This is a genomic window from Micromonospora sp. NPDC003944, from assembly GCF_053605225.1.
The window spans coordinates 30,749-51,078 of sequence record NZ_JBSGIV010000054.1 but is presented as its reverse complement, the minus strand read 5'-3'; the positions used below and the strand labels follow the sequence as shown (position 1 = coordinate 51,078).

Annotated in this window: 16 protein-coding genes; 11 read left to right on the top strand and 5 right to left on the bottom strand. The window is 71.6% G+C overall.

Translation table 11 applies throughout. From position 1 onward, the window contains the following. Positions 1-243 precede the first annotated feature (243 nt). Positions 244-2,361 carry an amylo-alpha-1,6-glucosidase gene (locus ACWER9_RS23970; RefSeq protein ID WP_452303944.1) on the bottom strand — a complete coding sequence of 706 codons (2,118 nt, stop codon included), beginning with the start codon at positions 2,359-2,361 and terminating at the stop codon, positions 244-246. 145 nt (positions 2,362-2,506) lie between these two features. Between ACWER9_RS23970 and ACWER9_RS23965 the strand changes: the two genes are divergently transcribed. The 4 genes from ACWER9_RS23965 to ACWER9_RS23950 all read left to right on the top strand — a co-directional run bounded on the left by ACWER9_RS23965 (position 2,507) and on the right by ACWER9_RS23950 (position 6,869). Continuing rightward, a complete protein-coding gene (locus tag ACWER9_RS23965; RefSeq protein WP_452303943.1) occupies positions 2,507-3,496 on the top strand; it encodes a LacI family DNA-binding transcriptional regulator in 990 nt (329 codons plus the stop codon). Between the two features lie 39 nt (positions 3,497-3,535). Next, positions 3,536-4,786: a sugar ABC transporter substrate-binding protein gene (locus ACWER9_RS23960; protein WP_452303942.1), complete on the top strand. Its 1,251-nt coding sequence runs from the start codon at positions 3,536-3,538 to the stop codon at positions 4,784-4,786. Positions 4,787-4,858: 72 nt separating this feature from the next. After that, positions 4,859-5,980 carry a carbohydrate ABC transporter permease gene (locus ACWER9_RS23955; RefSeq protein WP_452303941.1) on the top strand — a complete coding sequence of 374 codons (1,122 nt, stop codon included), beginning with the start codon at positions 4,859-4,861 and terminating at the stop codon, positions 5,978-5,980. 1 nt (position 5,981) lies between these two features. Then, the gene (locus tag ACWER9_RS23950) at positions 5,982-6,869 is read left to right on the top strand and encodes a carbohydrate ABC transporter permease (protein ID WP_452303940.1); all 888 of its coding nucleotides are present in this window, start codon (positions 5,982-5,984) and stop codon (positions 6,867-6,869) included. A 10-nt stretch (positions 6,870-6,879) separates the two neighbouring features. Here ACWER9_RS23950 and ACWER9_RS23945 read toward each other — a convergent pair whose 3' ends face one another. Continuing rightward, positions 6,880-7,473, bottom strand: a complete 594-nt coding sequence (locus ACWER9_RS23945) for an N-acetyltransferase family protein (RefSeq protein WP_452303939.1) — start codon at positions 7,471-7,473, stop codon at positions 6,880-6,882. Positions 7,474-7,508: 35 nt separating this feature from the next. On the opposite strand from ACWER9_RS23945, the gene ACWER9_RS23940 reads away from it, so the two are divergent. After that, positions 7,509-8,780 carry a glycosyltransferase family 87 protein gene (locus ACWER9_RS23940; RefSeq protein ID WP_452303938.1) on the top strand — a complete coding sequence of 424 codons (1,272 nt, stop codon included), beginning with the start codon at positions 7,509-7,511 and terminating at the stop codon, positions 8,778-8,780. Here the strand turns inward: ACWER9_RS23940 and ACWER9_RS23935 are convergent. Further along, the gene (locus ACWER9_RS23935) at positions 8,679-9,230 is read right to left on the bottom strand and encodes an N-acetyltransferase family protein (RefSeq protein ID WP_452303937.1); all 552 of its coding nucleotides are present in this window, start codon (positions 9,228-9,230) and stop codon (positions 8,679-8,681) included. The genes ACWER9_RS23940 and ACWER9_RS23935 overlap by 102 nt on opposite strands. Positions 9,231-9,309: 79 nt before the next feature. On the opposite strand from ACWER9_RS23935, the gene ACWER9_RS23930 reads away from it, so the two are divergent. The 5 genes from ACWER9_RS23930 to ACWER9_RS23910 all read left to right on the top strand — a co-directional run bounded on the left by ACWER9_RS23930 (position 9,310) and on the right by ACWER9_RS23910 (position 15,497). Continuing rightward, positions 9,310-10,539 carry a winged helix-turn-helix domain-containing protein gene (locus tag ACWER9_RS23930; protein WP_452303936.1) on the top strand — a complete coding sequence of 410 codons (1,230 nt, stop codon included), beginning with the start codon at positions 9,310-9,312 and terminating at the stop codon, positions 10,537-10,539. A 4-nt stretch (positions 10,540-10,543) separates the two neighbouring features. Continuing rightward, the gene (locus ACWER9_RS23925; RefSeq protein WP_452303935.1) at positions 10,544-11,161 is read left to right on the top strand and encodes a DUF2752 domain-containing protein; all 618 of its coding nucleotides are present in this window, start codon (positions 10,544-10,546) and stop codon (positions 11,159-11,161) included. Between the two features lie 880 nt (positions 11,162-12,041). Next, a complete protein-coding gene (thyX, locus tag ACWER9_RS23920; protein WP_452303949.1) occupies positions 12,042-12,782 on the top strand; it encodes an FAD-dependent thymidylate synthase in 741 nt (246 codons plus the stop codon). Between the two features lie 47 nt (positions 12,783-12,829). After that, positions 12,830-13,756 carry a 4-hydroxy-tetrahydrodipicolinate synthase gene (dapA, locus tag ACWER9_RS23915; protein ID WP_452303934.1) on the top strand — a complete coding sequence of 309 codons (927 nt, stop codon included), beginning with the start codon at positions 12,830-12,832 and terminating at the stop codon, positions 13,754-13,756. Between the two features lie 52 nt (positions 13,757-13,808). Further along, positions 13,809-15,497, top strand: a complete 1,689-nt coding sequence (locus ACWER9_RS23910) for a ribonuclease J (protein WP_452303933.1) — start codon at positions 13,809-13,811, stop codon at positions 15,495-15,497. Positions 15,498-15,560: 63 nt separating this feature from the next. Here the strand turns inward: ACWER9_RS23910 and ACWER9_RS23905 are convergent, their stop codons facing one another. Together ACWER9_RS23905 and ACWER9_RS23900 are read right to left on the bottom strand one after the other, a co-directional pair. Further along, entirely contained in the window at positions 15,561-17,144 is a 1,584-nt protein-coding gene (locus tag ACWER9_RS23905) for a YbjN domain-containing protein (protein WP_452303948.1), read from the bottom strand. A gap of 86 nt (positions 17,145-17,230) precedes the next feature. Beyond that, on the bottom strand, positions 17,231-17,710 hold the full coding sequence (locus tag ACWER9_RS23900; RefSeq protein ID WP_452303932.1) for a YbjN domain-containing protein: 480 nt from the start codon (positions 17,708-17,710) through the stop codon (positions 17,231-17,233). A gap of 113 nt (positions 17,711-17,823) precedes the next feature. Here ACWER9_RS23900 and ACWER9_RS23895 point away from each other — a divergent pair, with 113 nt between their 5' ends. Further along, positions 17,824-20,286 carry a DNA translocase FtsK 4TM domain-containing protein gene (locus ACWER9_RS23895; RefSeq protein ID WP_452303931.1) on the top strand — a complete coding sequence of 821 codons (2,463 nt, stop codon included), beginning with the start codon at positions 17,824-17,826 and terminating at the stop codon, positions 20,284-20,286. Positions 20,287-20,330 lie beyond the last annotated feature (44 nt).

The window sequence follows — 20,330 nt, the reverse complement described above, 5'->3', positions numbered from 1 at the left end:
CGGCCAGATCTTGCATGAGTCACTCGTCGATCACCGACGTCGAACCCTACCGATGCCAACCTCCCGGAACCGGCCCACCTATAGAAGCGTCGCCGGGGCGGTCGGCCTGGCCTGCGTCGATCATGGAGTTGTGGTGCCTCGCATAAGGGGCGTACACGGAGCTTTCGCCCACCACAACTCCAAGATCGACGGGGCGGGGGGCGTGGGCGAGGGCAGGACGGGGCGGGGGCGGGGGGTTTGGGGTTAGTGGGGGTGGGGGGTTTTCTGGCGGCGTTGGGTGGGGAAGGTTGGGGTTGGCTGGGTGGGGATCAGCTTGGTGGGGAGTCCGGTGACTGTGGCGTCGCCGGTGCGGTTGACCGTGACGGTCACCGGGGTGTTGGCCACGCGGAGGCCGTCGACGGCTACGGCACCGAATTCCGCTCCCGCCAGGGGTGCGAGTCGGACCGTGCCGCCCGGCACATCCGGGTAGAGGCCCGTGGCGGCCTGGAGCAGCAGCACGGCACCCGTCGCGGCCCAGGCCTGCGGTCGGCACGAAGCCGGGTACGGCACCGGGCGGCCCAGCAGTGACCTGTCGTCCCCGCCGTACAGCTCGGGCATCCGGTAGTCGAACGCCTCGGCCGCGCTGAGCAGCCCGTCGGCCAGCCCGAGTGCCGCCTCGCGGTGCCCGGCGCGGGCCAGCCCACCGAGCACGATCGCGGTGTCGTGGGTCCAGATGGAGCCACAGTGGTACGACAGCGGGCTGAAGCCGGCGTCGTCGCTGGACATGGTGCGTAGCCCGAACCCGGCGGCCATGGTGTCGGTGGTGAGCAGGTGCGCGACCTGGGCTTCCTCGTCCCGGTCGAGCAGGCCGGTGCCGAGCAGGTGGCCGATGTTGCTGGTCAGCGAGTCGACGGGACGCTTGTCGCGGTCGAGGGCGAGCGCGGGCTGCGGGCCGTACCGGCCGTCCACCCAGAAACTGTCCCGGAAGCGGCGGACCAGCCCGGCGGCGTGCTCGCGCCAGCGGTCGGCGTCCGGGCGGCCGAAGGCGTCCAGCAGGGCGGCGCCGTTCACGGCTGCCTCGTGTGCGTACCCCTGCACCTCGGCCAGCACGATCGGCGCGGTGGCCAGGGTGCCGTCGCGGAATCGGACGGCGTCGCCGGAGTCCTTCCAGCCCTGGTTCGACAGCCCGTGCCCGGTGGTGTCGACGTACTCGACGAGGCCGTCGCCGTCCGGGTCGGCGTGCTCACCGAGCCAGCGCAGCGCCGCCTCCAGGTGCGGCAGGAGGGGCTCGACCTGCTCGGCGGGCATGCCCCAGCGCCACGCGTCGTGCAGCAGGTTGACCCAGAGCATCGTGGCGTCGACGGTGCCGTAGTACGCCGGCGGCAGGCGCAGGCCGTTGCCGGGCACCGAGAACTCGTGTCGGCGCAGCTCGTGCAGGATCTTGCCGGGGGCTTCGCCGGTCGCCGGGTCGAGCCTGGTGCCCTGCCGGCGGGCGAGGACGCGCAGGGTGCCGGCGGCCAGGTCGGTGCCGAGCGGCAGCATCATCCGGGCGGCCCAGAGGCTGTCCCGGCCGAACAGGGTGAGGAACCAGGGCACCCCGGCGGCGAGGAACACGTCTTCAGGTGCGCCGGTCTCGGCCAGCCGGAGGCTGCGCAGGTCGTCGAGGCTGCGGTCCAGCAGTCGGACCAGGCGCCGGTCGTCGGCGGTCACCTCGGGCCGGGACCACTCCGGCGCGCCGGCCGGGCCGACGACGACGGCGTGCGGGTCCTCGACTGTCAGCTGCCAGCGCACCACGGTCTCGCCGCCGGGTGGCAGGTCGACCGGCCACGCCAGCCGTGGTGCGGTGGCCCGCTCGGCGTCGGCCAGCACGTCCGCGTCGGACGCGGTGACGGTGACGGTGATTCCCGCTCCCGACCAGGTGAGCACGCCCGGCCGGCCGGTCTTGGCCTCCAGCGCGGGGACGGCGCCACCGGACTTGACGGTCTCGATGGGTGCCAGGTCGCAGCCGAGGTCGACGGTGACGGTGGCGCGTACGTCGACAGTGGCGGTGGAGACGATCCGCAGCTCTTCGGTGAGGCCGTTGCTAGTGGCCCGGCGCAGACGGTCGACGCGGACGGTCGGGTCGGGGGTGGGGTCGCCGAGCCAGCGGGCCAGACCGACGAAGCGTGCACCGTGTGGGCCATCGTCGCCGCGGGTCAGCCCTTCGAGTTCCCGTTCGTCGACCCGCAGCTCGGCGCGGGAGAGCACCCGGGCGTCGGCGTGGAAGACGCCCTGGACGCCGGTCGGGCGGATCTGCCCGGTCGCGTCCCCAAGCGCGCTGGTCGGGGCGAAGACCACCCCTACCAACTCGTGCAGGAGGGGTTGCAGCTGGCGTTCGATCACGGTGTGGCTCCAGATCCTCGGGGTGCGGGGCGGCCATCTTGACAACGCGCCCCTGGCGGTGCAAAGTGCGAAACATTCCAGAAACTTGAACGATCCAATCCTGCCTTATCCAAATTGGATCGTTCAAGATGGCGAGAGGGATTAAGTGGCCGAAAAGGTGACCATCGCGACGGTGGCCCGGCACGCCCGAGTCAGCCGGCAGACCGTGTCCAACGTCCTCAACAGCCCGCACATCGTGCGGCAGGAGACCCGTCAGCGGGTCCAGGACGCGATCAACGCGCTCGGCTACCGGGCCAACCAGGCCGCCCGACAGATGCGCACCGGCCGGTCCCGCCTCATCGCCGCCCGCATCGACCCGACCCGCGACGGCATCAACGGATCCGTGCTCGACCGCTTCCTGCACGGCCTCACCGAGACCGCCGACGCCGCCGGCTACCGGGTGCTGCTCTACACCGCCACCGACGACGACCGGGAGATCGCCACCTACGGTGACCTGCTCGGCACCTACGAGTTGGACGCGTTCGTGCTTGTGGGCACCAAGTACGGCGACCCGCGTACCGAATGGCTCGCCGACCGGGACGTACCGTTCGTGACCTTCGGCCGCCCGTGGGACGCGCTCGACGCGCACCCCTGGGTGGACGTGGATGGCGCCGCCGGCACCGCCCAGGCCACCCGACGCCTGCTCGACGCCGGCCACCGGCGGATCGCCTTCATCGGCTGGCCGGACGGCTCCGGGGTCGGCGACGACCGGCGGGCCGGCTGGCGTGACGCGCTACGCGCGGCCGACGTCGACCCGAGCGGGCTGCACCGGGAGACCGAGGACGGCATTGCCGAGGGCGAACGTCTGATGCGTGACCTGCTCGACGCCGTGGCACCGACAGCCGTGGTCTGCGCCAGCGACTCGCTCGCCCTCGGCGCCCTCCAGGCGATCCGCGGCATCGACCAGAGCGTGTCGGTGATCGGCTTCGACGACACACCGGTGGCCGCCGCGGTCGGGCTGACGAGCGTCAGCCAACCGCTCGGCGAGGCCGCCGCCCGCTGCGTGGACCTGCTCACCGGGGTCCTCGACGGCGACCACGAGACCCCCGACCCCGTGCTGCTCCAGCCCTCGCTGGCGTTGCGGCACACCGCGTAGTTCCACCCCGCGTAGTCCCACCCCCCACCAGGAGAAACCATGGCACCCCGAACAATCACCCGGGCAGCGGTGGCCGGCCTCGCCGCCGTCGCCCTCCTCGGCTCCGCGGCCTGCGGCAGCGGCTTCGACGACTCGTCCGGCGACACCGCCCAGTCCAGCGGGCCGGCAAGCCTGCAGATCCTGATCGGCTCCTCCGGCGACGCCGAGACCAAGGCGGTGCAGGACGCCGCCGCGAAGTGGGCCGGCAGCTCCGGCAACACCGCGACGGTCACCCCGGCGCAGGACCTCACCCAGCAGCTCGGGCAGGCGCTGGCCGGTGGCACCCCGCCGGACGTCTTCTACGTGGACGCGGCCCAGTTCGCCAACTACGCGAGCGTCGGCGCCCTCGAGCCGTACGGCGACAAGGTCAGCAACTCGGGCGACTTCTACGAGAGCCTGCGCACCGCCTTCACGTACGACGGCAAGCTCTACTGCGCGCCCAAGGACTTCTCCACCCTGGCCCTGCAGATCAACACCGACCTCTGGGCCAAGGCCGGGCTGACCGACGCCGACGTGCCGACGACCTGGGACCAGCTCACCGCGGTCGCCCAGAAGATCAAGGCCAAGGGGCAGGTCCCGCTGGCCCTCGGCGACACCCGGGACCGGATCGGCGCCTTCATGGTGCAGAACGGTGGCTGGTTGACCAGCAAGGACGGCAAGCAGCCCACTGCCGACACCCCGGAGAACCTGGCCGCCCTCCAGTACGTCAAGACGATGCTCAGCACCGGGCTGGCCAAGTACCCGAAGCAGCTCGACGCCGGCTGGTCCGGTGAGGCGTTCGGCAAGGGCAAGGCCGTGATGACCATCGAGGGCAACTGGATCAAGGGTGCCCTGCAGAACGACTTCCCGACCGTGAAGTACAAGGTCGTGGCGTTGCCGGCCGGCCCGAAGGGCCAGGGCACCCTCTCCTTCACCCAGTGCTGGGGCATCGCCGCCAAGAGCAAGTACAAGGACCAGGCGATCAAGCTCGTCGAGGCCCTGACGAGCGGTGAGCAGCAGATGACCTTCGCGAAGGCGTTCGGCGTCATGCCGTCCCGCCAGTCGGCGGGCGAGCAGTACACCGCAGCCTTCCCGGCCGACAAGCCGTTCATCGACGGCGCCGCGTACGCCCAGGGCCCGGTGAACGCTCCGAAGATGGACAGCGTCCTCAAGGACCTCGACACCGGTCTTCAGGGGCTGGCCAACGGTGACCCGAAGACGGTCCTGCAGAACTTCGACAAGAACGCCAAGGCAGCGCTCGGCGGCAGCTGAGGTGACGGTGAGGGCCCCGGCGATCACCGGGGCCCTCACCGCACGTCGGCCTGAGAAGAGAAGGGAGGGAAGATGGCAACCGAGACACTGACCGCCGTGGCGACCACGGGCGGGGCCGGCCCCCGCCGACGCAGGGGCGGCATCCGGAGCAACGAGAACCTCGCCGGATGGCTCTTCGTCGCGCCGGTGATCGTCATTCTGGGGCTGTTCCTGCTGCTGCCGATCCTGATGGCGCTCTGGGTCAGCCTGACCGACTGGAACGGCCAGGGCAGCCCGTTCACCGGCGACGTCCCGTTCGTCGGCGCGCACAACTACACGCAGTTGTTCACCGAGGACGGGCTGGCGCGCCGCGACTTCATGACGAGCATCCGCAACAACATCTACTACGTGGCGATCGTGGTGCCGGCGCAGACGCTGCTGGCGCTCGGACTGGCGCTCGTCGTCAACAACCGGATGCTCAAGGGCAAGAGCTTCTTCCGCAGCGCCTTCTACTTCCCCTCGGTGACCAGTTCCGTCGCGATAAGCGTGGTGTTCCTGTTCCTCTTCGCCAACTCCGGCGCGGTGAACGCGCTGCTCGGCTTCTTCGGCATCGACGGCCCGGAGTGGTTCGCCGACTCCCGGGGCGTGCTGCACCTGCTGTTCGGCGCGGTCGGTGTGGACTCGCCGCCGGCGGCGCTCACCGACGGTGGCCCGTTCGGGCTGACCTGGTGGGACTGGCTGGCCGGCCCGAGCGTGGCGATGATATCGATCATCACGCTCGTCGTCTGGACCACCTCCGGCACCTTCATGCTGATGTTCCTGGCCGGCCTGCAGAACGTGCCGGTCACGCTCGACGAGGCGAGCACCCTCGACGGCGCGTCCCGCTGGCAGCGCTTCCGGTACGTCACCCTGCCGATGATCAGGCCCACCACCTTCCTGGTGCTCACCCTGGGCATGATCGGCTCCTGGCAGGTCTTCGACCAGGTGTACGTGATGAGCCAGGGCGACCCGGCCAAGACCACCCTCACCCCGGCGTACCTGTCGTACCGGACCGCCTTCCGGGACTTCGACTACGGCTCCGGCGCGGCGATCTCGTTCGTCCTGTTCCTGATCATCATCGTGCTCACACTCATCCAGCGCCGGGCGCTGGCCGAGCGGGACACCGACCGGCCGCGGCGCGGCTGGCGGCGTCGGCGCGTACCGGAGAGGTCCTGAGATGGCCGTGCTCACCGACCGCCCGGCGGCGACGCCCGCGCGGCGCGACCACCGCGCGGCCCGCACCCTGGCCACCCGTTTCCTGGGGTACGCCACACTCGTCTTCTTCGGGCTGGTGTTCCTCTACCCGTTCGTCATCCAGATCGGCAACGCGCTCAAGACCGAGCCGGACGCGGCGGCGAACCCGCTGTCACCGTTCCCGGACCCGCTCACCCTTGCCGGCTTCGAACGGATCTTCGCCGGCACCAACTTCCCGCTGTGGCTGGGCAACTCGCTGCTGGTGACGGTGCTTGTCACCCTCGGCCGGGTGTTCTTCGACTCGCTCGCCGGGTACGCGCTCGCCCGGCTGCGCTTCCGGGGTCGCGGCGGGCTGTTCGCCGCGGTCATCGCGGTGATGGCGGTGCCCGGGGTGGTGCTGCTGATCCCGAAGTTCCTGGTGCTCAACCAGTTGGGCCTCTACAACAGCTACGCCGGTCTGGTGGTGCCGTTGCTCGCCGACGCGGCGGGCGTGTTCATCATGAAGCAGTTCTTCGAGTCGATCCCGGTGAGTGTCGAGGAGGCCGCCCGGATCGACGGGGCGAGCATCTTCCGCACCTTCTGGTCGGTGGTGCTGCCGATGGCGAAACCGGCACTGATCACCCTGACCATCCTGTCGTTCCAGGGCTCCTGGAACGAGTTCCCGCACAGCCTCGTGTCGGTGCAGGACCCGGACCTGTTCACCCTGCCGCGCGGCCTGGCCGACCTGGTCAGCGGCTCGCTCGGCAAGGGCACCCAGTACCCGCTCAAACTCGGCGCCGCGCTGCTGGCCACCATCCCGGTGGCGATCATCTTCGTGGTGTTCCAGCGGTACTTCGTCCGCGACGCCAACGACGGCTCCGACAAGGGCTGACCCGGCCGGGTCACTCGCCGGGGCGGTCCTCGGCGAGTGGCTCGGTCGGCACCGCCACGTGCAGGCGCACCTGAGGCACCAGCATGTCGTCGACGTCGAGCGCCCGGGCCGCGCCGTCGGGCTCCCAGCCGGTGCTGGTGAGGAACGTGCGGGTTGCCTCGTCACCATCGAACGCCCAGGCCACCGCCCGACTCATGCCGTCCTCCCGCCACAGGTCGACGGCGGCGGCGAGCAGTCGACTACCGTGCCCGCGCCGACCCCAGCGCGGCTCGACGAGCAGGTCCGTCACCGCGGCCACGTCCGGGCCGAGCGCGCCGGCCGGCTCACCCGGGGCGAGGGCCTCGCCGTCGGCCGGGCCGGAGGCGGCGAACCCCACCAGATACGATTGCTCGGCCTGTTCGACGGCGACAAGCACCCGGTGTGCGCCCGAGGGCGGCTCCAGCACCGCGGCGCTCCACCGCCGGGCGAGGAACGCCTCGTCCAGGTTGTCGAGCACATGCCGAGGCAGGATCCGGCGGTACGCGACCCGCCAGGTCGCGAGCTGGATGCGTGCGATCTCGCCGGCGTCCTCGGGACGCGCCGGGCGGACGTACCCGAGAGCCATGGGACGGAAGCCTACGCAGGGCGGGGGAGACGACGGTGGCGCAGGGTGCCAACAGGACGACCGCGCAGGTCGCCGGGGTGGTGGTGCTCGCCGCGGCGGTCACCGGGTTCCTCGCCGTCGCGGCGGTGCGGCACGGCTTCTTCGACCTGAAGGTCTACTACGGCGCGTTGACGTGGTGGGTGCACGACGGCGGGGAGATCTACGACTACCTCAAGCCGAACACCCAGTACGGCTTCACCTACCCGCCGTTCGCCGCCCTGGTCATGCTGCCGATGGCGTACCTGCCGTGGACTGCCGCGATCGTGGTGAGCGTCCTCGCCAGTGTGGTCACCACGACGGTGCTGATCTGGTGGCTCGTCGACCCGATCGCCCGCCGCGCCGGCTGGACTCGGTGGTTCGCCCTCGCCGTGGCGCTCTGCCTGGCCGCCGCGTTCGAGCCGATGCGGGAGACCGTCAACTTCGGCCAGGTCAACACGCTGTTGCTCTTCCTGGTGGCGGTGGACCTGCTGCGGCTGCTGCCGGCCGGCAGCCGGTGGACCGGTGTTGGCATCGGCCTCGCCACGGCGATCAAACTGACCCCCGGCGTGTTCATCGTCTACCTGCTGGTGACCGGGCGCTGGCGGGCGGCGCTCACCGCCAGCGGCGCGGCCGCCGCGGTGACGCTGCTTGCCGCCGCGCTCTTCCCGAACGCGTCCCGGGAGTTCTGGACCGAGGCGCTGTGGAACACCGGGCGGGTGGGCGAGCTGGCGTTCGTCTCCAACCAGTCGCTGCGCGGGGTGGTCGCCCGACTCGACCCGCAGCACCCCAGCACCCTGCTGTGGCTGGTGCTGGTCCTGGGTACCGTCGCGCTCTGGGCCTGGCGGTCCCGGGCCGCCGCGGCCCGCGACGAGGCGACCGGCCTGGCGCTCACCGGCGCCGTGATGTGTCTGGTCAGCCCGGTCACCTGGGTACACCATCTGGTCTGGCTGCTGCCCGCGTTGATCCTGCTCGTCGACAACGCGATGGCCGCGCCGGCCGGCCGCCGACGGCGGGTCCTGCTTGTCGCCGCGACCATCGGGTACGCGCTGCTGATCAGCCGGACCGTCTGGTTCTGGGAGAAGGACTTCACCGGCGTGGACGGCTTCCTGGGCAGCAACGCCTACGTGTGGATCAGTCTGGCGCTGCTGGCCTTCCTGCCGATCCGCCGGTGGCTGACCCCGGCCGGGTCAGCTGTCGAGGCGACCGGCGTACCGCAGCTCGACCAACCCGACAGGCGGGACCCCGCCGGCCAGCGGCACCTGATAGGTCGACAGCTCACCGTCGGGTGACAGGCCGACGCGCTCGCAGAACCGGCGAGCCCGCCGGTTGTCCGCCAACACCCACGCCCGGTACCCGGCCCAGCCCCGCTCGGTGAGGCCGCTCCGGGCGGCGTTCAGCAGCGCGGCGGCGGTCCCGTCGCCCCAGCAGGCCGGCTCCACGTAGAGCGCCACCACCTCGCCGACCGTCGGGTCCAGGTCGTCCCGGTCCTGGTTGCGGCGGTACGGCCCGAAGGTGGTGAAGCCCACGACCACCCCGTCCACCTCACCGAGCAGGGTGGCGAACGGGTGCTCCGGATCGGCGGTACCGACGTCGCGACGGCGCTGCGCCCAGGCCGCCACGTTGAGCCGCCCGAGCACCTCGTCCGGCATGAAGCCCGCGTAGCCGGCCTGCCAGCCGTGCACGTGCACCCGGGCGACCGCCTCGGCGTCGTCCGGCTCCTCCCGACGGATGGTCAGCATTGCACCGTTCTATGCCCCGTTGGTCGTCACGTCCAGCTTCCCGCACCGGCGTCGTACCGATGAATTAAGGTCGCCGACGATGACCGCACCGGAAGCACTCTCGCTCGCCCAGGCCCGCCGCGTGGCGCTCGCCGCCCAGGGCTTCGCCGACCCGGCGCCGACGGGCGTGCCCACCCGCCGGCATCTGCGCCGGGTGTTGGGCCGGGTCGGGTTGATCCAGATGGACTCGGTGAACGTGCTGCAACGGGCGCACTACCTGCCGCTCTACAGTCGGCTCGGGCCCTACCCGACCACGATGCTCGACCGAGCGGCCTACAAACGCCCGCGCGACCTGTTCGAATACTGGGGTCACGAGGCGTCGCTGGTCCCGGTGGAGCTGCACCCGGTGCTGCGCTGGCGGATGGCCCGCGCGCACAGCGAGTCCTGGGGTGGCATGCGGCGGATCGCCCAGGAGCAGCCCGAGCTGGTCGCCTGGGTCCGCGACGAGGTGGCCGCCCGAGGGCCGCTGACCGCCGCCGAGATCGAGCACGACGCGCCGCGCGAGACCGGCAACTGGGGGTGGAACTGGTCGGCGGTCAAGCGCGCGTTGGAGTTCCTGTTCTGGGCCGGCGAGGTGACCGCCGCCGACCGCAGCACCTCCTTCGCCCGCCGCTACGACCTGCCCGAGCGGGTGCTGCCCGCCGCGGTGCTGGCCGCGCCCACCCCCACGGATGCCGAGGCGTACCGCACGCTCGTGGCCCTCGCCGCGCGGTCACTCGGGGTGGCCGCCGAGCCGGAGCTACGCGACTACTTCCGGTTGCCGCTGGCCGGCGCCCGGCAGGCCGTCGCGGAGCTGGCCGAGGCCGGCGAGCTGGTCCCGGTCACCGTGGCGGGTTGGCGGCAGCCGGCGTGGCTGCACACGTCCGCCCGGCTGCCTCGCTGGGTGCGGGGCAACACCCTGGTCAGCCCCTTCGATCCGCTGATCTGGGAGCGGGCCCGCACCGAGCGGCTCTTCGACTTCAGCTACCGGATCGAGATCTACGTTCCGGCGCCCCAGCGGGTCTACGGCTACTACGTGTTGCCGTTCCTGCAGGGCGACCGCTTCACCGCCCGGGTCGACCTGAAGGCCGACCGCAAGGCCGGGGTGCTGCTGGTGCCGGCCGCCTGGCTCGAACCCGGCGCCGACCCGGGGGAGACCGCCGTGGCGCTCGCCGCCGAGCTGTACCGACTCGCCGGCTGGCTCGGCCTGGACGCGGTGGCACCACCCGCTGCCGGAGACCTGGCCGGTCCGCTCACCGCCGCGTTGGCGGGCGTGTCCGGTGTACGGTGAGCGCGTGACGAGCGTTCCCGGACCGGCCGACCAGCCGCAGCCCGCCCCCGGCGCGGTCCACACCGCACCGGCCGGCAGCGGTCCCGGCGGTTCCGGTTTCGGTGGGTTCGATCCCAGCGGCTCGAGCCCGGACGGGTGGCCGACGACCCCGCCGGGTGGCTACGCAGCACCTGAGCCGGACCGGCTCACCCGGTTCGTGCTGCGGCTCTACGAACGTTCCCCGCGCTGGGCGGTGCCACTGGCCGCGCTCGGCTGCGTCGCCGTGGGCATGAGCTACGCGCTGCTCAGCAACCCGACCCACGCCGACCCGGACGCCGCGCCCACCTGTCTGCTCAAGTTGACCACCGGGCTCGACTGCCCGGGCTGTGGTGGCACCCGTGCACTCTGGTACGTGCTGCACGGCGACCTGCCGGCTGCCGCCCGGCACCACTTCGTGTTCGTCTTCGCGCTGCCGTTCCTCGCGTACCTCTTCGTGGCCTGGGCGGGAAGCCAGGCGTTCGGGTGGCGACTGCCCGAGCTGCGGATCAGCTCGAAGGTCATCGGCGGGTTCCTGGGCGCGTGGCTGGCCTTCTCGGTGCTACGCAACCTGCCCTGGGCACCGTTCACCTCCCTCTACGTCTGATCCAGCACCGTCCGGCCCGCGCCGCCGTCGCCGGACCGCCGTTGCCCGATCGGTCGTTGCCCGACGGCTTTCGCCCGACCTGCCGTTGCCGGATGTGCCGTTGCCGGATGAGCCGCCGTCCGATGGACTCCCGCCCACCGTCCTCCGGATAGATGGCGCTCGGCGGGCATGCGACAGTCGGGCCCTTTGGAGCTGAACCGTTTGCGGCATCACGTGGAACCCCGCCGACCGCTGCCGATGAACCGCTCCCAGCTCGGTCCATCGGGTCGCAGTGGGCGTGCGAAGGACTCAGCCGTGGCAGTCGAAAGTCCGCCACCGCCTGCGATTCCATGATCGACTCGACTTTCAGGAAGTCGGGTGATCAACCTGCTCCGGACACCCCGACTTTCATGAACCCGAGCCGATCATCCAGCGAACCGCCCGTCTGGCCGCGCCCTCGGCCCGCCGCAGCCGACGCTTCGCGCCGCAAGATCGCGCTCGATCCTGGATGTAGTGGTGTCGGGCGCGGCCGGATGCCACTACATCCATGTTGTTGCGCGACCTTGCGGGACGAAGCGGCCATTCGGTGCATGGGCGTGCCCGGTGCCGCGCTCGTCGGCCATACGCCAGGGCTGATGTCGCAAACGAGTCAGCTCCAAAGGGCGGCGACGGGACGGGCTGTCCTGTCCGCGGTGCGGGGGACGCGGCCTGCGGGGAACGCGGCCTGCGGGGAACGCGGCCTGCGGGGAACGCGGCCTGTGGGGGACGCGGCCCTGCGGGGGACGCGGTCTGCGGGGTGGGCGTTGGTGCCTCGTCGCTGGCTGAGTGATCGACATTGCAGGGGGCGCGCCTGAGTTGGGCCGGTGGGCACCGCACTACTACAGTCCCAGGAATGCCGGACATGGTGCAGCCCCAGGTCAAGTTGATCGCGTGGACCCAATTCGCGGCCCCGGACGACGTGCCGTGGTCGACCGACGCGGAGGGTGGCCAGGCGCTCGCCGAATTCGCCGGCCGGGCCTGCTACCAGTCGTGGAAGAAGCCGAACCCGGCGACCGCCACCAACGCCGGCTACCTGGCGCACATCCTCGAGGTGGGCCACCTGAGCGTGCTGGAGCACGGGTCGGTCACCTTCTACTTCACCGGGGTGTCCCGCTCCTTCACCCACGAGCTGATCCGGCACCGGCATTTCTCGTACTCCCAGCTGTCCCAGCGCTACGTCCCGGAGCGGGACGCGGCCATGGTCGAGCCGGCGGTCATCGCCGACGACCCCGAGCTGCACAAGACGTTCGTGGAGGCCGCCGAGGCGAGCGTCCGGGCGTACACCGAGTTGTTGGAGGGCCTCGAGCAGCGCTTCTCCGACGAGCCCAACCCGACGTTGCGCCGCAAGCAGGCCCGGCAGGCGGCCCGGGCCGTGCTGCCCAACGCCACCGAGACCCGGATCGTGGTCTCCGGCAACTACCGGGCCTGGCGGCACTTCGTCGCTATGCGGGCCACCGAGCACGCCGACGTGGAGATCCGTGAGCTGGCCGTGGAGTGCCTGCGCCAGTTGCAGGGCGTCGCCCCGAACGTGTTCGCCGACTTCGTGATCTCCACGCTGCCGGACGGCACCGAGGTGGCGGTCAGCCCGCACGAGGCGTCCTGAGCCCTTCCCCGGCGGGCTCCGGCTGGTCGTCCGCTAGGTTGGAGGGTATGACGCACGACCACCTCGACGCCGCGGCCCGACCGGCGTCCCGCCCCTTCGGCCGGCTGCTCACAGCCATGGTGAGCCCGTTCACCCCTGACGGTTCCCTCGATCTCGACGGTGCCGCCCGGCTGGCGAGCCACCTGGTCGACGAGCAGGGCAACGACGCGCTGGTGGTCAATGGCACCACCGGCGAGTCGCCGACCACCACCGACGTGGAGAAGGAACACCTGATCCGGGCCGTGGTGGAGGCCGTCGGTGACCGCGCCAAGGTGGTCGCGGGCGTCGGCACCAACGACACCCGGCACACCATCGAGCTGGCCGCCGCCGCCGAGAAGGCGGGTGCGCACGGCCTGCTGGTGGTCACCCCGTACTACAACAAGCCGCCGCAGAGCGGGCTGCTGCGACACTTCACCGCGGTCGCCGACGCCACCGGCCTGCCGGTGATGCTGTACGACATCCCACACCGCTCCGGCGTGCCGATCGACACCGAGACGTTGGTCCGGCTCGCCGAACACGGCCGGATCGTCGCGGTCAAGGACGCCAAGGGCGACCTGACCGCCACCAGTTGGGTCACCAGCCGGACCGCCCTCGCCTTCTACAGCGGCGAGGACGCCCTCACCCTGCCGGCGCTTGCCGTCGGATGCGTGGGCGTGGTCGGCACCTCGACGCACTTCACCGGGGCGCTGACCGTACAGATGATCGAGGCGTACGACGCGGGGGACATGCCGACCGCGCTGGCCCTGCACCGGCGGCTGCTGCCGCTGTTCACCGGCATCTTCCGTACCCAGGGCACCATCCTGGTGAAGGCGGGCCTGGCGTCGCTGGGCCTGCCGGCCGGCCCGGTGCGACCCCCACTCGTGGACGCCACCGACGACGAGATCGCCCAGCTGCGCGCGGACTTCGCGGCAGCGGGCCTGGAGCTGCCCGAATGAACGAACGACACGATGGACGTCGAGTAACGGCGTCGCAGAATGAGGTGGACGCGTGACCGAGGCGCACATCGAGGCGGAGCTACCCCCGCCGCTGCCGGAGGGGGGCCTGCGGATCATCCCGCTCGGTGGGCTCGGCGCCATCGGTCGGAACATGACCGTCTTCGAGTACGACGGCAAGTTGTTGATCGTCGACTGCGGGGTCCTCTTCCCCGACGTCGAGCAGCCGGGTGTGGACCTGATCCTGCCCGACTTCGGCCCGATCCTGGACCGGCTTGCCGACGTGCAGGCGATCGTGCTGACGCACGGTCACGAGGACCACATCGGTGCGGTGCCGTACCTGCTCGCCCACAAGCCCGACATCCCGCTTGTCGGCTCGCAGTTCACCCTCGCCCTGGTCGAGGCGAAGCTGGCCGAGCGGCGGATCCAGCCGTACACGCTGACCGTGCGGGAGGGCGGCCGCGAGCGGCTCGGCCCGTTCGAGTGTGAGTTCTTCGCCGTCAACCACTCGATCCCGGACGCCCTCGCGGTGGCCATCCGCACCCCCGCGGGCCTGGTGCTGCACACCGGCGACTTCAAGATGGACCAGCTGCCGCTGGACGGCCGGATCACCGACCTGGCCGGTTTCGCCCGGCTCGGCGCCGAAGGCGTCGACCTGCTGCTGTCCGACTCCACGAACGCGGAGATCCCCGGGTTCGTCACCCCGGAGCGGGAGATCGGGCCGGTGCTCGACTCGATCTTCGCGAAGGCCAGGGGCCGGATCATCGTGGCGTCGTTCGCCTCGCACGTGCACCGCGTGCAGCAGGTCTTCGACTCCGCCGTCGAGCACGGCCGCAAGGTCGCGCTCATCGGCCGGTCCATGGTCCGCAACATGGGCATCGCCCGGGACCTCGGTCTGCTCAACATCCCGGCCGGCCTGGTCATCAGCATCGACGAGGCGACCACGCTGCCGCCGGACGAGATCGTGCTGATGTCGACAGGTTCCCAGGGTGAGCCGATGAGCGCGCTGGGCCGGATGGCAAGCGGCGACCATCGGCACATCACCATCGCCCCCGGTGACACGGTCGTGCTGGCCTCCTCACTGGTGCCCGGCAACGAGACCTCGGTCTACCGGGTGATCAACCGGCTCGCCCGGGCCGGCGCGGTGGTCGTGCACAAGGACGTCGCCAAGGTGCACGTCTCCGGGCACGCCCCCGCCGGCGAACTGCTCTACCTGCTCAACGTGGTCCGGCCCAGCAACCTGATGCCCGTGCACGGCGAGTGGCGTCACCTGCGCGCCCACGCCCGGCTCGGCATCGAGTCCGGGGTAGCGGCCGACCGGGTGGTGCTCTGCGAGGACGGCGACGTGGTCGATCTGGTCGAGGGCCGTGCCAGCCTGGTCGGGCACGTGAAGAGCCGGTACGTCTACGTGGACGGCCTCGCCGTCGGTGACGTCAGCGAGTCGCTGCTCACCGAACGGCGGATCCTCGGTGACGGCGGCTTCATCGCCACCACTGTGGTCGTCGACTCGGTCACCGGCAAGGTGGTCGCCGGTCCGACGCTCTCCGCGAAGGGTTTCTCCGAGGACCCGGAGGCGTTCAACCCGGTGGTGCCACTTGTCACCGAGGCGCTCAACCGGGCGGCGGCGGACGGCGTCACCGACCCGCACCAGCTCCAGCAGATCGTCCGGCGGACCGTGGGGCGGTGGGTCAACGACAAGTACCGTCGTCGGCCGATGATCGTGCCCACCGTGGTCGAGGTCTGAGCAACGTCCGCTGACGCCGGCTCACCCTGTTCGGGGTGGGCCGGCGTCGGCCGTCACCGGGGGTCAGGGCAGCGCGGCGACCGCCTCGGCGTAGGCGACGCCGGTGGCGATGGCGGCGTCCACCAGCACCCGCAGCTGCGCCGGCGCGACCCCGTGCGCCAGGTCGGTGGCCACATCGCCGGCCAGCACCAGCTCGTCACCGAGGTCGTGCGCGTACGCCTTGGGTAGCAGCCGGTCGTGGTTCCACGCGTTGCAGAAGGCGTACGCCTCGGCGCGGCGGGTCGTCGGTAGCCGCCGGTTGGCCATCGCGCGGGCGTGCAGGACCTCACCCCGTTCACCGGCCCGCCGGAACTGGATCACCACACCCTCCCAGTGGCCGACCACGGTCTCGCCCGCGTCCACCAGGTAGCTGTCGCCGCGCCCGTCCAACGCCGCAGTGATCATGGGAAGGGAGAGCGCGGACAACTCGCGGTCACCCAGCTCCACCTCGGCGTCGAACGGGTCGGCGTGGGACAGGTCGGTGTCGGGCTCGTCGAGCCCGTCAGGATCGTCGTCGGGGGGCAGCGGAACCGGCGCCCCGATGGGCCGCTCGGCCAGCCAGGCGGCCATCCGTCCGGAGTGGTGCCCGGTGCCGTTTCGCGCGTCGAAGCTGCCGGCCAACTCGCTTGTCACCCCGAGCAGGAGCGCCCCGAGGGTGGCGACGTCCAACTCGGTGGCCGTCCGCTCGCCGTACGCCGGGCGCGGCATCGTCCGCCCGCCCAGCCCGGCTTCCACGGCCAGCCCGCAGACCAGTGCTCCGGCGGCGGCGAACTCCATGGCGGCGAGGTCGTCGGTCGGCCGGTCCAACCGGGGCAGCTGCTCGGCCAGGATGGCCAGCCCACGTTCCAGGTGCCCGCCCAGCGCGCAGAACCGCAGGTGCGCGGCGAGGTGCGGGAACGCCTCGCGTTCGTGCCGGTGCCGGCGGTACGCCCGCACGTGCGCCGCCGCCGCCCGCGCCGGCTCGCCGAGGCGCAGCGCGGGCAGCAGACCGGCGACCAGGTCGCGTTCGGGTTGGTCGGTGCAGGCGGTCGGATCGTCGTCGGACGCGTCGAGTTCGGCCCGCGCGGCGGTCCACTCGCCCCAGCCGGCAAGCAGTTCGGCGCGCCGGGCGGAGGCGCAGCCCGGGCAGCCGCCGGCCGGGCCGGGCCGCTTTCCGGACCATCGCTCGTACCAGTGTCGGGCGGTGGGCTCGTCACCCAGGTGGTCGGCGATCCGGCAGTGCAGCTCCGCGACGGTGGGCATGTCCGGACCGTCCGCGCCGACGCGGTGGGCCAGGTCGTGCAGCAGGGAACGCGTCTGGTCCAGCCCGACCCGGGGGGTGCCGAGCAGCGCCTCCACCGCGTACCGCTGGTAGCGCAGCAGTAGCCCCGCCTCCGGGTCGGTGAGCAGGTCGGGCCGGTGGTCGGCGGCGGCCCGGCAGCGCCGGACCGGCTCGACCAGACGCCATCTTTCCCCGTGCAGCAGGTACGCCTCGATCAGCGCGAACCGCGCGTCCATCCCGGACCGGACATCACCGGCGGCGTCGGCGCGCTCGGCGAGCCGTTCCAGGGCCACCTGCCGCGCCGGGCCGTCGGGGAGGTCGCGGGCGTCGGCGAGCGCGGCCTCCAACGCCGGTACGCGGCCCCGCCCGAGGCGGTCACCGGGGCCGGTGGGTGGCGTGCCGGTGCGGCTGCCGGTGACCTCGTCCCGGCCGGTCACGACGGCACCGCGCCGGGCAGTCGACGGACCGCCACGGCCAGTTGGCAGCCGGTGGAGATGCCGCAGTCGAGCAGTTGGTCGAGCTGGTGTGGGGTCACTCCGCGTTCCAGGTCGGTGATCACCTCTCCGTACACCCGGGCCCGACCGGCGTCGTCGACGTGCACGAACGCCTTCGGCCAGAGCCGGTCGTGGTTCCAGGAGTTGCAGAACGCGTAGAGGTCGGGCACCCGTTCGATGCCGAAGGTCGGGTCGACCATGGTGCGGATCTGGAGCAGTTCCCCGTCGCCGCCGACGCGGAGAAACCAGATCATGGTGTCGTCGAAGTGGCCCACCAACTCGCCGTCCACGGTCGTGCCGACGGACCGGCCACGGGCAGCGAGCACCGCGGCGACCAGTTCGCCGGTCAGCGGACGCAGTGCGCCAGGGTGCCCGGCCAGCGGATCGTCCGGATCACCCTCGAATCCCGGCGACGCCATGGGGCATCCCTTCTGAGGCGGATATCACGACCGGCGGTGGGGTTCGTGTTGCGACGCGCGGACACGACCCGGAAAAGCGGGGTTCTGCCCGGCCCCACCGTTACCGTGACTCTATGGCGGGCCGTACCTCTCAGGCGAGTCGGCGGCGCGGCGCGTCGCCGCGCGGTGGCACCAACAGTCGTGCCCGTCAACCGGCGAAGAAGACCACCCGGGCGCCGGTCCGGCGTCGCACCACGCCGCCCCGGCCCGGCCCGGCGGTCTACGTCGGGCGTGCGGTGGGTGCACTGTGGATGGGCGTGGCGCACGGCATGGGTTGGGCGGTGCGCGCCGCCGGCCGGCAGGCCGCCTCGGCCCGTGACCTCGACCCGGAGCACCGCCGTGACGGCGCGGGGCTGCTCATGTTCGGGCTCGCCCTGCTCTCCGCCGTGGCGCTCTGGCTCTCCGGAGCGGGGCCGGTGGGCGCGCGACTCGCCGACACGATCCGGCTGTTCCTGGGCGCGATCTCGGTGGTCGTACCCGTGCTGTTGGGGATCGGGGCGTGGCGGCTGATGCGGCAGCCGGCGGACCCGGAGCACCGCGGCCGTGGGTTGATCGGCTGGGGTTCGCTGCTGGTGTCGACCGCCGCGCTGCTCCAGATCGGTCAGGACCCGGCCGACACGCTCGAGCGTGACTTCGCCGGCGGTCTGGTCGGCGCGGGCGTCGGCGGCATGCTGGAGCGGGCGGTGACCGCCTGGGTGGCGGTGCCGCTGCTCATCCTGCTGCTGCTCTTCGGCCTGCTCGTGGTGACCGCGACGCCGATCAACAAGATTCCGGAGCGGCTGGGCCTGCTCGCCGGCGGGCTGGTGAGCACACCGGAGACCGGCGAGGAGGAGGCGGACGAGCCGGCCGCCAAGCCTGCGCGCAAGCGACCCGCGAAGCGGATGCCTCCACCAGTGGACCCGGACGACTTCGAGGACCTGGACGGCGTGGACCTCCAGGAGACCATGGTGTTGCCACGCAAGTCCGCGACGAAGGTGCCGGCCAGCCGTAAGCCGCCGGCCGAGCCGCCGGAGCACTCGCCCGCGCCGACCCGGGCCGAGCAGCTCGCGTTGACCGGGTTGGCCGGCGACTACACCCTGCCGCCGGCGAACATGCTCAGCACCGGGGCCGCCGCGAAGACCCGCAGCAAGGCCAACGACGAGGTGATCGCCGCGCTGACCGGTGTGTTCGACCAGTTCGACGTGGACGCCGCCGTCACCGGCTTCACCCGTGGCCCGACCGTCACCCGCTACGAGGTGGAGCTGGGGCACGGCGTCAAGGTCGAGCGGATCACCCAGCTGTCCCGCAACATCGCGTACGCGGTGAAGTCACCTGACGTACGGATCCTCAGCCCGATCCCGGGCAAGAGCGCCGTCGGCGTGGAGATCCCGAACACCGACCCGGAGAACGTGGCCCTCGGTGACGTGCTGCGCTCCCGGGCGGCGACGAGCGACCACCACCCGATGGTCGTGGCGCTCGGCAAGGACATCGAGGGCGGCTACGTGGTGGCCAACCTCGCGAAGATGCCGCACATCCTGATCGCCGGCGCCACCGGCGCGGGCAAGTCGAGCTGCCTCAACACCCTGCTGGTGTCCATCCTCACCCGGGCCACCCCGGACGAGGTGCGGCTGCTGCTGATCGACCCGAAGCGGGTCGAGATGACCGGCTACGAGGGGATCCCGCACCTGGTCACCCCGATCGTGACCAACGCGAAGAAGGCCGCCGACTCGCTGGACTGGGTGGTCCGCGAGATGGACATGCGCTACGACGACCTCGCCGCCAACGGGGTCCGGCACATCGACGACTTCAACCGCAAGGTCCGCAACGGCGAGATCAAGGCGCCGCCGGGCAGCGAACGCGAGATGCGTCCGTACCCGTACCTGTTGGTGATCGTGGACGAGCTGGCCGACCTGATGATGGTCGCGCCGCGCGACGTGGAGGACTCGGTCGTCCGGATCACCCAGCTGGCCCGCGCCGCCGGCATCCACCTGGTGCTTGCCACCCAGCGCCCCTCGGTCGACGTGGTGACGGGTCTGATCAAGGCGAACGTGCCGTCCCGGCTGGCGTTCGCCACCTCGTCGCTCGCGGACTCCCGGGTCATCCTCGACCAGCCGGGCGCGGAGAAGCTGCTCGGCCGGGGTGACGGGCTCTTCCTGCCGATGGGTGCCTCCAAGCCGGTCCGCATCCAGGGCGCCTGGGTCACCGAGCGCGAGATCGCCGACGTGGTGAAGTTCTGCAAGGACCAGCGTGAGCCGGAGTTCCGCAAGGACGTGCTGGCCCCTGCACAGGACAACAAGAAGAAGATCGACGAGGACATCGGCGACGACCTGGACCTGTTGGTGCAGGCGGTGGAGCTGGTGGTCACCTCGCAGTTCGGGTCGACCTCGATGTTGCAGCGCAAGCTGCGTGTCGGGTTCGCCAAGGCGGGCCGCCTCATGGACCTGATGGAGACCCGGGGCGTGGTCGGGCCGTCCGAGGGGTCGAAGGCCCGCGACGTGCTGGTCAAGCCGGACGAGCTGGACGAGGTCCTGACCGGCCTGCGCGGCGACGTGGACTGACCGACAGTCGACCCCGGACGCACGACGGGCCCGCCGGATTCCGG

What these genes read in the sequence shown, in the direction of transcription:
- ACWER9_RS23900 (WP_452303932.1), bottom strand. Translation starts at nt 17,710, where the DNA reads ATGGCGTCGCCGGGATTCGAGGGTGATCCGGACGATCCGCTGGCCGGG.
- ACWER9_RS23945 (WP_452303939.1), bottom strand. Translation starts at nt 7,473, where the DNA reads ATGGCTCTCGGGTACGTCCGCCCGGCGCGTCCCGAGGACGCCGGCGAG.
- ACWER9_RS23895 (WP_452303931.1), top strand. Translation starts at nt 17,824, where the DNA reads ATGGCGGGCCGTACCTCTCAGGCGAGTCGGCGGCGCGGCGCGTCGCCG.
- ACWER9_RS23950 (WP_452303940.1), top strand. Translation starts at nt 5,982, where the DNA reads ATGGCCGTGCTCACCGACCGCCCGGCGGCGACGCCCGCGCGGCGCGAC.
- ACWER9_RS23955 (WP_452303941.1), top strand. Translation starts at nt 4,859, where the DNA reads ATGGCAACCGAGACACTGACCGCCGTGGCGACCACGGGCGGGGCCGGC.
- thyX (WP_452303949.1), top strand. Translation starts at nt 12,042, where the DNA reads ATGGTGCAGCCCCAGGTCAAGTTGATCGCGTGGACCCAATTCGCGGCC.
- ACWER9_RS23935 (WP_452303937.1), bottom strand. Translation starts at nt 9,230, where the DNA reads ATGCTGACCATCCGTCGGGAGGAGCCGGACGACGCCGAGGCGGTCGCC.
- dapA (WP_452303934.1), top strand. Translation starts at nt 12,830, where the DNA reads ATGACGCACGACCACCTCGACGCCGCGGCCCGACCGGCGTCCCGCCCC.
- ACWER9_RS23960 (WP_452303942.1), top strand. Translation starts at nt 3,536, where the DNA reads ATGGCACCCCGAACAATCACCCGGGCAGCGGTGGCCGGCCTCGCCGCC.
- ACWER9_RS23930 (WP_452303936.1), top strand. Translation starts at nt 9,310, where the DNA reads ATGACCGCACCGGAAGCACTCTCGCTCGCCCAGGCCCGCCGCGTGGCG.